This window comes from Dietzia sp. B32, from assembly GCF_024732245.1.
Taxonomy (GTDB): Bacteria; Actinomycetota; Actinomycetes; order Mycobacteriales; family Mycobacteriaceae; genus Dietzia.
This window is the reverse complement of the sequence record NZ_CP093845.1, coordinates 3,303,507-3,315,779: the sequence shown is the minus strand read 5'-3', so window position 1 is coordinate 3,315,779 and position 12,273 is coordinate 3,303,507. Positions and strand designations below refer to the sequence as shown.

11 protein-coding genes are annotated in these 12,273 nt (G+C 71.9%); 4 read left to right on the top strand and 7 right to left on the bottom strand.

The features are described 5' to 3' along the window. Positions 1-8: 8 nt before the first annotated feature. Positions 9-650 carry a hypothetical protein gene (locus L8M95_RS15655; RefSeq protein ID WP_260487010.1) on the bottom strand — a complete coding sequence of 214 codons (642 nt, stop codon included), beginning with the start codon at positions 648-650 and terminating at the stop codon, positions 9-11. A gap of 86 nt (positions 651-736) precedes the next feature. Here L8M95_RS15655 and L8M95_RS15650 point away from each other — a divergent pair, with 86 nt between their 5' ends. Together L8M95_RS15650 and L8M95_RS15645 are read left to right on the top strand one after the other, a co-directional pair. Then, on the top strand, positions 737-1,660 hold the full coding sequence (locus L8M95_RS15650) for a sucrase ferredoxin (RefSeq protein WP_260487009.1): 924 nt from the start codon (positions 737-739) through the stop codon (positions 1,658-1,660). A 33-nt stretch (positions 1,661-1,693) separates the two neighbouring features. Continuing rightward, entirely contained in the window at positions 1,694-5,017 is a 3,324-nt protein-coding gene (locus L8M95_RS15645) for an error-prone DNA polymerase (protein ID WP_260487008.1), read from the top strand. Positions 5,018-5,073: 56 nt separating this feature from the next. Here L8M95_RS15645 and L8M95_RS15640 read toward each other — a convergent pair whose 3' ends face one another. Next, positions 5,074-6,111, bottom strand: coding sequence for a C4-dicarboxylate ABC transporter (locus tag L8M95_RS15640; RefSeq protein WP_260487007.1), 1,038 nt, complete (start codon positions 6,109-6,111; stop codon positions 5,074-5,076). A gap of 135 nt (positions 6,112-6,246) precedes the next feature. Here L8M95_RS15640 and L8M95_RS15635 point away from each other — a divergent pair, with 135 nt between their 5' ends. Then, positions 6,247-7,644 (top strand): FAD-binding oxidoreductase, encoded by a 1,398-nt coding sequence (locus tag L8M95_RS15635; RefSeq protein ID WP_260487006.1) that lies wholly within the window; start codon positions 6,247-6,249, stop codon positions 7,642-7,644. A 93-nt stretch (positions 7,645-7,737) separates the two neighbouring features. Continuing rightward, positions 7,738-8,184 carry a hypothetical protein gene (locus L8M95_RS15630; protein ID WP_260487005.1) on the top strand — a complete coding sequence of 149 codons (447 nt, stop codon included), beginning with the start codon at positions 7,738-7,740 and terminating at the stop codon, positions 8,182-8,184. Positions 8,185-8,278: 94 nt separating this feature from the next. Here the strand turns inward: L8M95_RS15630 and L8M95_RS15625 are convergent, their stop codons facing one another. Genes L8M95_RS15625 through L8M95_RS15605 form a run of 5 tightly spaced genes read right to left on the bottom strand, consistent with a single transcriptional unit; the run spans position 8,279 to position 12,217 of the window. Beyond that, complete coding sequence (locus L8M95_RS15625; protein ID WP_260487004.1) at positions 8,279-9,055, bottom strand: metal-dependent transcriptional regulator; 777 nt, start codon at positions 9,053-9,055, stop codon at positions 8,279-8,281. Beyond that, complete coding sequence (locus tag L8M95_RS15620) at positions 9,052-9,921, bottom strand: metal ABC transporter permease (protein WP_260487003.1); 870 nt, start codon at positions 9,919-9,921, stop codon at positions 9,052-9,054. The genes L8M95_RS15625 and L8M95_RS15620 overlap by 4 nt, the downstream gene beginning before the upstream one ends. Next, the gene (locus L8M95_RS15615) at positions 9,918-10,730 is read right to left on the bottom strand and encodes a metal ABC transporter ATP-binding protein (protein WP_260487002.1); all 813 of its coding nucleotides are present in this window, start codon (positions 10,728-10,730) and stop codon (positions 9,918-9,920) included. The genes L8M95_RS15620 and L8M95_RS15615 overlap by 4 nt, the downstream gene beginning before the upstream one ends. Continuing rightward, positions 10,727-11,710 (bottom strand): metal ABC transporter substrate-binding protein, encoded by a 984-nt coding sequence (locus L8M95_RS15610; RefSeq protein ID WP_260487001.1) that lies wholly within the window; start codon positions 11,708-11,710, stop codon positions 10,727-10,729. Before L8M95_RS15610 ends, L8M95_RS15615 begins: the two co-directional genes overlap by 4 nt. Positions 11,711-11,743: 33 nt before the next feature. Beyond that, a complete protein-coding gene (locus L8M95_RS15605) occupies positions 11,744-12,217 on the bottom strand; it encodes a tRNA (cytidine(34)-2'-O)-methyltransferase (protein ID WP_260487000.1) in 474 nt (157 codons plus the stop codon). Between the last annotated feature and the right edge of the window lie 56 nt (positions 12,218-12,273).

Below are 12,273 nucleotides of genomic sequence, written 5' to 3'. Positions count from 1 at the left end.
CGTCGGGGTCAGCGTTCGATGTCCACCACCAGGCGGGTGGGGTCCTGCAGCAGGAAGGCGGAGAAGGCGCGGTCGGAACCCTCGAGGCCGATCACGGACTGCGCCTGTCCCTCGAACTGCCCGGTGAACGCCACGCCGGCCACCCCGGTCGCGTCGTCACCGGCCACGGTGCCCACGGGGACCTCCTTCAGGTCGGTCTGGGTGGGCAGGACCTGGCCGCCGATCATCACCTGCAGGAAGGAGTCGCCCGGCACGTCCACCGCGAAGCCGCTGCCCTGCTGGGCGGGGGTGTCGACGTAGTCCACCGAGTAGCTCGGGGTGCCGCGGCCGTCGAGTTCGAAGACCACGCGGTCCTTGCCCTGGAAGTTGCCCATCCGGATCTCGGACACCACCAGTTCGGCACGGCCTTCGGCGGCGTCCGGCTCCTCGCGCTTGGGGGCGGAATCCGTGGGGCCGGCCGTGGGGTCGGCGGCCTCGGTCTCCTCCGGCGACAGGGCCTGCGCGAGGGCGGCCGGGGAGGACCCCGCGGTGGTCGTCTGGCTCGTGGCGGGGGCATCGGTCGAGGTGTCGGTCCCGCAACCCGCCATGGCCAGGGATGCGGTGGCGGTCAGGGCGGCGGCCGCGACGAGGCGGCGATGTCGGGTACGCATGCCCCCAGCCTAAGTCCCTCTCATCACTTTTGTCCCACAAGGTGGCTACAGTTACACCACCGCACGTGGTGGGGCACCATGGGGGCGTGTCAGTCACCGATCCCACCCCACTCACTTCTTGGTGCTCCCTCCAGTCGGCCGATGAGCCGCCGGCCGGGACCGCGGCCCACGAGGAATCGTGGGTCCTGCTGGAGGTTCCCGCGCGCTGGGGACGCGACATCTTCGACGGCGAGGCGCTGGGCGAGGAATTGTCCGAGCAACTCAAGGACCACGTCACGGCCTGCGGGGCCCGGATGCTCTTCATCCGACGCCCCGGCCGAGAGGGCCAACGCATCGACCGCCACCGCTTCTACCTGTGCGACACCAGGCCCGGCCGGCGGAGCATCCGGGTCGGTCGCGTCGACCGCCCCGCGGACATGCTCGGCCTGGACCTCTCGCCCGGCGGGCACGTGGAGGGCGTCCGCGAGGTCGCGGCGCCGGTGCCGCTGGTGTGTACCCACGCCAAGCGTGACCAGTGCTGTGCGGTCCGGGGGCGTCCGGTCGTGGCCGACTTGGAGGACCGGGTCGGAGCCCGCCTGTCCGCGCTCGACCCGGACGCCGCGGTGTGGGAGTGCTCCCACACCGGCGGTCACCGCTTCGCCCCGGTCCTGTTGCTGCCCGGCACCGGCTACACCTACGGGCCGGCGGAGTCGGACCTCGCGGCCCGCATCGTCGAGGCCGAGCTGGAGGGGCGGGTCGTCACCGAGCACCTGCGGGGTCGCAGCACGTGGCCACCGGCCGGGCAGGTGGCGGAGGTCGCCGTCCGCGACTCGGGCGTGGAGGCGGGGATCGACGATCTCGTCGTCGACATCGATCCGGATGACCCGCTCGTGGCCGTCGTCCGACACACCGACGGGCGCGCCTGGCGCGTCCAGGCGGCCAGACACCCGCTACCGCCACGCCCGCAGAGCTGCCGTAAGCCCGCCGGCGAGGCCTCGGCGTGGGTCGTGGAGTCCCTCACCCTGCTCTGAACGGGCCCGCCGGCACCGGGCGGGTGAGCACCTGTGAACTGGTACCACGGGCCCACCACGTGGTCGGAACTCGAACGGGTGCTCTCCGGGCGCCCGGGTCCGCGCGGGTCCGAGAACCCGCACCCCGGTGACGGCAGCGACGCACCCGCCTGGTCGCGCAAGCGTGACGAGTACACGCCCCCGCAGCGGCCGCGCGCCCGGGGGCGCGTGCCGTACGCGGAGCTGCACTCCCACACCGCGTTCAGCTTCCTCGACGGCGCCTCCTCGCCCGAGGCCATGGCGGAGACCGCGGCCGAACTGGGTCTCACGGCGCTCGCGATCACCGATCACGACGGGATGTACGGGGTCGTGCGCTTCGCCGAGGCGGCCGCCGAACTGGGGCTGGCCACGGTGTTCGGGGCGGAGCTCTCGCTACCGGGCGGTGAGCACCTCCTGGTCCTGGCCCGAGGGGAGGAGGGATACCGGCGGCTGTCGCGTTCGATCGCCCGTGCCCACCTGCGGGGCGGGGCCAAGGGCGAACCGCGTTACGAGATCGCCGAGCTCGCGGAGGCTGCCGGCGGCCACTGGTACGTGCTCACCGGTTGCCGTCGTGGGCGGGTCCGTCGGGCCCTGGAGCGGGGCGGGACGGGGGCGTCCGCATTCGACACCGCCGCCGCCCGCACGGCACTGGACCAGCTCGTCGAGCTGTTCGGGCGCGACAGGGTCGTCGTGGAACTCACCTGTCACGGGGTGCCCGAGGACACCGAACGGTGCGATGCGTTGGCGGGCCTCGCCGCGCAGGCGGGCCTGCCCGTCGTGGCGACCACCGCCGCCCACTGCGCCGGACCCGAGGAGGCGCGACTGGCCTCGGTCATGGCGGCGCTCGGGGCGCGGGACGCGCTGGAGGCCCATGCAGCGCACCTGCCCGCGGCGGGCGGGGCGCACCTGCGCTCGGGCGAGGAGATGGCGGAGCTGTTCGAGCGGTGGCCCGACGCCGTGGCCGGGGCCGACCGGCTGGGCAGGGAGTGCGCGTTCGACCTCCAACTCATCGCCCCGCAGCTGCCGCCGTTCGATGTCCCGGAGGGGTACACCGAGAACACCATGCTCGCCGAGCTCGCCTACGCGGGTGCCGCCCGGCGCTACGGGACGCGCGAGGAGGCGTCGGAGGCGTACGCACAGATCGACCGCGAGCTGCAGGTGATCGCCGAGCTGGGCTTCCCCGGGTACTTCCTCGTCGTGCACGACATCGTCGAGTTCTGCCACCGCGAGGGCATCCTCTGTCAGGGCCGCGGTTCGGCCGCCAACTCGGCGGTCTGTTACTCGCTGGGGATCACCAACGTCGATCCGGTGCGCGCCCAGCTGCTGTTCGAGCGATTCCTGGCCCCGGAGCGCGACGGCCCGCCGGACATCGACGTGGACATCGAGTCCGGCCGCCGGGAGGAGGCGATCCAGTACGTCTACTCCCGGTACGGGCGGGACCACGCCGCGCAGGTGGCCAACGTCATCACCTACCGCGGCCGCTCGGCCGTGCGGGACGTGGCCCGGGCGCTGGGCTACTCCCCGGGGCAGCAGGACGCGTGGTCCAAGAGCGTCGACCGGTGGTCGGGACTGAAGAACCACGAGCGGGAGGCCACCGAGCACAGCGTCCCGTCCGATGTGCTCGCGCTGGCACGACAACTCGTCGGGTTGCCCCGCCATCTGGGGATCCACTCGGGCGGCATGGTGATCTGCGACCGCCCGGTGGCCGACGTGGTGCCCGTCGAGTGGGCGCGCATGCCGGGGCGGACCGTACTGCAGTGGGACAAGGACGACTGCGCGGCGGTCGGCCTGGTCAAGTTCGACATGCTGGGCCTGGGCATGCTCACCGCATTGCACCACGCCATCGACCTGGCGGCCGAACACAAGGATCTCGACGTGGACCTGGCGCAGCTGGACCTCGCGGATCCGCAGGTCTACGAGATGCTGTGCCGCGGCGACTCGGTGGGTGTGTTCCAGGTGGAGTCCCGGGCGCAGATGGCCACGTTGCCCCGGCTGCGACCGCGGACGTTCTACGACCTGGTGGTGGAGGTGGCGCTCATCCGCCCCGGCCCCATCCAGGGCGGGTCCGTGCACCCCTACATCCGCCGCCGCAACGGCCGGGAAAAGGTGGTGTTCGACCACCCGGCGCTGGAAGAGGTATTGGGTCGAACCCTGGGGATCCCGCTGTTCCAGGAGCAGCTCATGCAGATCGCGACCGTGATCGCGGGCTTCACCGGGGCGGAGGCGGACCAGCTGCGCCGAGCCATGGGGGCCAAGCGGTCACCCGAGCGGATGGCCCGACTGAAGGAGCGGTTCTTCGACGGGATGCGCGACCTGCACGGGATCGGCGCCAGCCCGCCCGGGACGCCGGTCACCGGCCCGGAGGTCGGGGAGCGGATCTGGGAGAAGATGTGCGCGTTCGCCAACTACGGCTTCCCCGAGAGCCACTCCCAGTCCTTCGCCGCGATCGTCTACTACTCCGCGTGGTTCAAGTGCCACCACCCGGCCATCTTCTGCGCGGCGCTGCTGCGCAGCCAACCCATGGGCTTCTACTCGCCCCAGTCCCTCGTCGCGGATGCCCGCAGGCACGGCGTCACGGTGCACCGACCGTGTGTCAACCGTTCGATCGGCGGCGCCACCTGTGAGAACGAGGGCACCGAGGTGCGCCTCGGACTGGAGTCGGTCCGGGCGATCGGCGAGGACCTGGCCACGGCGATCGCTGACGAACGCGATACCCACGGCCCCTACACCTCCGCCGCCGACCTCGCCGGGCGCACCGGCCTGTCCGTCCGGCAGATGGAGGCACTCGCCACGGCCGGGGCGCTCGACTGCCTCGGCACGGGTGGCCGTCGGTCGGCCTTGTGGTCGGCGGCCACCGCGGCCCGCGAGAAGCCCGGCATGCTGCCCGGGCTCAGCCAGGTCGACGCCCCGGCCCTGCCCGGCATGAGCGTCCTGGAACTCACCTCCGCGGACCTGGCCGCCACCGGGATCAGTCCGGAGGAGTACCCGACCGTCCACGCCCGACCGTGGCTCGACTCACGTGGCGTGTGCACCACGGCCGGGCTCGCCCATGTCCCCGACGGCAGCCGCGTCGAGGTCGCCGGAGCCGTCACCCACCGGCAACGGCCCGCCACCGCGGAGGGCGTGACTTTCCTCAGCCTCGAGGACGAGACGGGAATGACGAACGTCGTGTGCTCGGTGGGCCTGTGGGCGCGTTACCGGCCGATCGTCTCCTCCTCCCCGGCGCTCATCGTCCGCGGCACGGTGGAGAACCGCTCGGGTGCGGTCAGCGTGGTGGCGGACAAGATCGAACGCCTGCACCTGGGCATGGCCATCGGTCGCAGTCGGGACTTCCGATGACCGTCCAGCCCGGGTCAGGCGACCGGAGCCGGGTGGCCCGGGTCAGGTGGCCCGGGTCAGGCGGACCGCGTCCGCGACCTCGCGATCGCGTGCACGCTGGCGACCGCACAGAGCACCCAGATGGCGATCAGTACCGCCACCGTCAGCAGACTCGCCTCCTGCCAGCGCAGATAGTAGGCACCCAGTCCACACGTCGACAGCGGATAGGTCATGGCCCACCAGCCCGGGCTGAACGGCATCCGCGCCAGGAACCCCTTGATCGTGGTGACCACCGCGAACGCCCCCAGTCCCGCGCCGGCGATCAACACGGTCGCCCCGTAGGCCCGCGCGACCCCGGACAGCGTCTGCCCCGAGAGCACCTGTGCCGCCGCCGCGGACTGCCCCACGATCCCCAGCGGGATCCACGTCGAGGTCGCCAGGGCCACCGGCACCGGTGTGCGGAACCACGCGTGGTGATACGCCATCGCGATCACCGCCCCGCCCAGCGCCAGCGCCAGGACGAAGCAGACCACACACGCCGCGACCAGCACCGTACGGACGGAGTCCGACTCGATCTGACGAGCGATGAGACCACCCGCGGTCGCCGAGACCATCGGTGGCACCATCGGCAACGCCCACGTGGGCAGCGGGTGGTCGGGACGAGTGGAGAACAACCACACCGCGAACCCCAGCGCTGTCGCCAACCCGAGCACCGTGCCCGCGGCCCACAAGGCCACATCCACCCCGAACGCGATGCGCGACAGCGTCGGGACACGGGCATCCACGACGACGAAGGTCGCCGATCCCACCGCAGCCAGGCCCATCGAGACCATTCCCCACAGCGGCAGCATCGCAGCGTCCCGGACCGAGGACGTCCACATGTCGGGGACACGGGCCACCGAGCGCGCGAACCCCGCGCCGAGTCCCAACAGAAGAACCCAGCCCAGGATCAGCATGACCGCCGCGGCCGAGGCGAAACCGGGGACCAGATCCGAGTGGATCTGCAGCAGTGTGGCCAGTCCGCCGGTGCCCATCACGGCGCCGAACCAGGCGGGACCGGGACCCGGGACGGCCGGGGCCGCGGGCGCGGATCCGGGTCCCTGGCTCGTGGTCACCAGGACACTATGCCTGCCCTCGTCGCCGTCGTCGAAAACACGGGGGGACAACGACAACCGCCCCACCTCGGCGCCCGGCAGGGGAGTGGGCGGATCCCCCGACGCCCACGCGCACGGCACCGTACGTTCGGTCACATGAGTGCTACGACCCCCGCCCGTGGCCCCGATCCGGCCACCCCGCTGGACGACCTCCGTGCCCGACTCGAGGCCTCCCGACTACTCACCGACCCGGACCTTCTGGAGGGCTACCGCCAGGACTGGGCCAAGGCCCCCGACCCGGGCATGCCCCTTGCCGTGGTCCGGGCCCGCACCACCGAGGACGTGCAGGAGGTCCTGCGCTGGGCGAGCGCGCACGGAGTCCCCGTGGTCCCACGGGGTGCCGGCTCCGGCCTGTCCGGCGGAGCGACGGCGGTCGACGGCGGGATCGTGCTGTCCACCGAGCTCATGCGCGACATCGACGTCGACCCCGTCACGCGGACGGCCACCGTCCAACCGGGGCTCTACAACGCCGAGGTCAAACAGGCCGTCGCCGAGCACGGTCTCTGGTACCCGCCGGACCCGTCGTCATACGAGATCTGTTCGATCGGCGGCAACATCGCCACCAACGCCGGCGGACTGTGCTGCGTGAAGTATGGCGTGACCACCGACTACGTCTTGGGGATGACGGTCGTCCTCGCCGACGGCACCGCGGTGCGGTTGGGCGGGCCGCGACTCAAGGACACCGCCGGGCTGAGCCTGACCAAGCTGTTCGTCGGCAGCGAGGGGACACTGGGGATCGTCACCGAGATCATCCTCCGGCTGATCCCGCAGCAGCCACCGCGCTCCACGGTGGTGGGGATCTTCCCCGACGTGGTCGCCTGCAGCGAGGCCGTCCTGGCCATCACCCGGCGGATCCGCCCGGCGATGCTCGAGTTCATGGACACCGTCTCCATCCGCGCGGTCGAGGCGGACCTGCGGATGGGCCTGGACACCACGGCCGGGGCGATGCTGCTCGCGCAGTCCGACCTCACCGGCCCCGACCGTGCGGCCGAGACCGAGTTCATGGCCGAGGCGTTCCGCACCCACGGTGCGACCGACGTGTTCGCCACCGACGACCCCGACGAGGGCGAGCAGTTCACGATGGCCCGCCGGGCCGCGTTCACCAGCCTCGGCAAGACCGGCACCCTGTTGCTCGAGGACGTGGGCGTGCCGCTGCCGTCGCTGCCCGACCTGGTCGCCGGGATCGAGGAGATCTCCGCCCGCCGAGACATCCCGATCGCGCTGGTCGCGCACGCCGGGGACGGCAACACCCACCCGATCATCGTGCTGGAGGATGACGACCCCGCCCGCGCCGAGCGGGCCCGGATCGCGTTCGGGGAGGTGATGGACCTGGCGATCGGGATGGGCGGGACGATCACCGGCGAGCACGGCGTGGGCCGACTCAAGGCGCCGTGGTTGCCAGCCCAGTTGGGAGACGACGTCATGGAGCTGAGCCGACGCATCAAGTCGGCCCTCGACCCACAGGGCATCCTCAACCCGGGGACGATGCTGTAGCGGCCGCGCGGGGAGTGCGGGCCGCGGGAATCAGGTCCGATCCCGGGGATCTCCCCGATGTGCGGCCGTCACCGGTCGGCGAGTATCGGATCCATGGCCACCGACCGACTCTGCCTCCTGCTCTACCGGGCGTTGCTCCTGTCGACCGCCGCGGTGGCACTGGGCCTGGGGGTCGCCGCCGGACTCGAGGCGCCTACCATCACCCCGGAATACCAGCTCACCGGTTACTGGCGGGCCTACGGCCTGCTCGTCTTCTCCGCCCTGACCGCCTACCTCGGTGCCACCCCGCCCGGGGCCGCGGTGTTGTGGCTGGTCGTGATCTTCCACAAGGCGTCCATGACCATGACCGCGGTGCTCCTTCTACGGCACGACGTGACCGGAGCGCCCACCGCGGCCGCGGTCGACGGGGCGATCGCCCTGGCCACCCTCGTCGCACTCGGCCTGCGATGGCCGGCCTCGCGGGCCGCCCACCCCGACCGCTCGGCGCGGGTCACCGCTGCCCGCACGAGCGCTCCGGCGACCGTCTCCCGCGCGGTCTGAGCGATCGCGGGCCGGGGTGCAACCGCAATCGTCGTCGTCGTCGTCGTCGGTCCTGGCCGTGATCGGACCTGACCGGTCCTGTTCCTGACCGCAGTCACTCCTGGTCGACAGTGTCCGATCCCGTCGCGCCGGTGACCCGGACACGCACCGCCGCAGCCACGGGGGTGCCCATCGGCACGGTGCGGCCGTTGAGCGAAACGGTGATGATCCCCAGTTCCACCTGGCGCGAGACCACCTCCACCGGCGAATCGGGGCGCAGGCCGATCTCGGCGAGGTGGCGGAGGACGGCGTTGTCACGGTCGGACACCCGGGTCACGACACCTGTAGCACCCTCCGGGGCCTGGTCCAGCGGCACGTCACCGAGCGGATCGACGCGGCCGTCGCGCGTGGGGATGGGGTCACCGTGCGGGTCTCGGCGAGGGTGGTCGAGGAACGCGTCCAGGGCGTCGACGAACCGGTCCGACACCACGTGTTCGAGCGCGTCGGCCTCGGCGTGGACCTCGTCCCACGGGTAGTCCAGGCACCGCGCCAGGAACGTCTCGATGATCCGGTGGCGCCGCACCATCGCCACCGCGAACGACCGCCCGGCACCGGTGAGTTCGACGGGCGCGTACGGACGGTGCTCGGCCAGGCCCATCGTCACGAGCTTGCGCACCCCCTCGCTGACGGAGGAGGGGGACGCGCCCAGGCGCTCGGCCAGCGCGCCGGAGGTGACGGGGTCGCCGCCCGACCCCAACGCGTGGGCGGCCATGAGATAGGCCTGGATCGTCGGTGTCAGGTCGGCGAGGCCGGTGGGTGGGACGACTCCGGGTGGGACCACCCCGGGTGGAACGGTTCCGCGTGGATCGACGTGCGGCGGGTCGACGGTCATGCCGCCATCATCCCCGACCGCCGCGCGCGTCGGCCCGCCGCCGCCCGGGGGATCACCCCGCGCCGGGGCGCGAGCAACTGCACCGCCGCGAAGATCACGGCCTGGGTGAGGACCACCACCGCGCCCGGGGGAAGGTCGGCGTAGTAGCCGACGTACAGGCCGGTGACGCCGCCGACGAGGGCGACGACGACGGCGAGGATCATCGTTCCCCGCATCGTGTCCGCCACCAACTGGGCGGTCGCGCCCGGGATGATGAGCGTGGCCACGACGAGGATCACCCCCACCGACTGGACCCCGGCCACGGTCGCGGTGGCGAGCGTCGCCAACAGCAGGGCGGTCAGTGTGCGGGTCCGCAGACCCAGGGTGTGGGCGTGGAGACGGTCGAACGCCAACATGATGAGGTCGCGGCGGAACGCCAGCAGCACGATGACGGTGAACGCCGACACCACCACCACCTGGACGAGGTCGGAGTCACGCACGCCCAGCACGCTGCCGAACAGGATCGAGTGCAGGTCCTGCTCGGTGGGGAAGCGGGCGATGAGGACCAGGCCGAGGGCGAACAGGGCCGTGAACACGATGCCCATCGCCGCGTCCTCACGGACCGTCCCGCTCTCGCGCACCGCGCCGATCAGCGTGACGGCGATCAGGGCGGCGAGCAGGGCGCCGACCGCGAACGGGATGCCGGTCATCGCGGCGATCACCACCCCGGGCAGGACGGCGTGGGACACGGCGTCTCCCATGAGCGACCAGCCCATGTGGACGAGCCAGCAGCTGAGCAGGGCACCGGCGATCCCGGAGGCCGTCACGACGAGCAGGGCGCGGAGCATGAAGTCGTAGCTCATCGGCTCGGTGAGCAGGTCGATCACGGCAGGGCCCCCTCGGGGATGGTGCGGTCGACGCCCGTGCCGTCCGTGGATGCGGGGAGTCGGGCGCCGAGCAGGGTGGACAGGATCTGGGGAGTGGTGGTCTCGGCGACCGGACCGTGGGCGACGAGGCGACCGTTGAGCAGGGCCACCGAATCCGCGAGACGCTCGACGGTCCCCAGGTGATGGGTGGAGACCAGCGCGGTACGCCCCTCTGCCGTGAGCGCGCGCAGGACGTCGATGTACACCTCCTCGCTGCCGGCGTCCATCCCGTTGAACGGCTCGTCGAGCAACAACAGGTCGGCCTCCTGTGCCAGACAACGGGCCAGGAGGACGCGGCGGCGTTGACCGCCGGAGAGCTCACCGACGCGCCGGGCTGCGAGCCCGGACAGTCCGACGCGGTCGAGGGCGGCGGCGACGGCGGCGCGATCGGTGGCCGACGGTCGGCGCCACGGGCCGGTGAAGTGACGGCGACCCTGCATGACCACCTCGGCGGCCGTGACGGGGAAACCCTCGTCGAGGCCGTCCGCCTGGGGGACCGCGGCCACCCGCCCGCTGCGCAGGGCGCGACGCACGGATGAATCGAGGATGCGGACGGTACCGGTGGTGGGCGTCACCAGGCCGAGCAGCGCCTGCAGGAGGGTGGATTTGCCGGAACCGTTGGGGCCGAGCAGGACGGTGATCTCCCCGGCGGGTACCGAGAGGGAGACCGAGTCGAGGGCGCGTACCTGTCCGCGGTCCACCGTCAGGTCGGAGACGACGACGGGGGACGGGCCGGTGAAGGGCGAGTAGGGCAGTGGCCGGTCCGTCATGTCGTCAGCTCCCGGGAGATGGTCTCGAGGTCGTGGTCGAGGAGGTCGAGGTAGGTGGGGACCGGGCCCGAGGGGGCGGAGAGCGAGTCGACGTACAGCACGCCGGCCAGGCGACTACCGGTCTCGGCCGCGACCTGCTGCATCGCGGCGTCGGAGACCGTCGACTCGCAGAACACCGCGGGGAGCTCCCGTTGACGGATCTCGTCGATCAGGGCCGTGATCTGGCGGGGCAGGCCCTGGTTCTCACTGTTCACCGGCCACAGGTACAGCTCCTCCAGACCCAGGTCGCGGGCGAGGTAGGAGAACGCGCCCTCGCAGGTGACCAGGACGCGACGGTCCTCCGGGACGGTCTCCACGGCCGCGCGGGCCCGGTCCGCCATCTCCTCCAGCTCACCGATGTAGTCCGCGGCGCGGGCGTGGTACTCGCGATCGCCCTCCGGGTCGACGTCGGTGAGAGCGGCGGCGATCGTGCGGATGTACTCGGCCCCCTCGAGGGGGGACATCCAGGCGTGCGGGTTGGGCCGACCGGTGTAGTTGCCCGACCGCACGGGTAGGGGGTCGACCCCGGCGGAGGTGACCACGTGGCGCGCGTCGGTGCCGTCGATGAAGCGCAACAGCCAGTCGTCCATCCCGAGCCCGTTGCTCACCACCAGGTCCGCGCCCTCGACACGCTTGAGATCCTCGACGGTCGGCTCGTACTGGTGCACGTCGGCGCCCGGGGTGGTGACGGATTCCACCTGCACGCGGTCCCCGCCCACCCGGCGGACCATGTCCGCCAGGACCGTGAACGTCGTGGCCACCACGACCCGGTCCGCGGGATCGATGAACCGGGGCCGGTCGTCCACGTCCGTCGCACCCGAGGGGCCGACCGTGCACGCGGACGAGACGATCGTCGCGCAGGCGACCGTCGCGGCGACCGCGGCGTTCCGCCACCGGGCGCCGCGCGCTTTGCGGCCGCCTCGTACATCGAATTTCGGCATGCCGAAATCCTAAATCAAATGAGCAGAAATTTCCTAGCCGTCGATGTACCCCTGTTGCCGCCAGGCCTCGTAGACGGCCACCGCGGCCGCGTTGGACAGGTTCATCGACCGGCGCCCCGGCAGCATGGGGATGCGCACCGTCGCCGTGACCCGATCGTCGGACAACGCCTCCTCGGACAGGCCCGTGGGCTCGGGGCCGAAGAGCAGTACGTCGCCGGGGGAGAACCGCACCTCCGGGAGCGCCAGGTCCGCCCTCGCACTGAAGGCCCAGACCCGCGCGGGCAGGAGGCTCGCGTACGCGGCCTCGAGATCCTCGTGCACCTCCACGTGGGCGAGATCGTGGTAATCCAGTCCCGCGCGTCGCAACTGCGGCGCGGACAGGTCGAAGCCGAGCGGGCCGGCGAGATGCAGTTCGCAGCCCGCACCCGCGGCCATCCGGATCGCGTTGCCCGTATTGGGCGGGATGCACGGACGGTCGAACAGCACACGCACACCCACACCGGTCATGGGGCCATTCTCGCAGCGCCGTGCCGACGGGACGGACCGGGAGTGGGATACTGGTC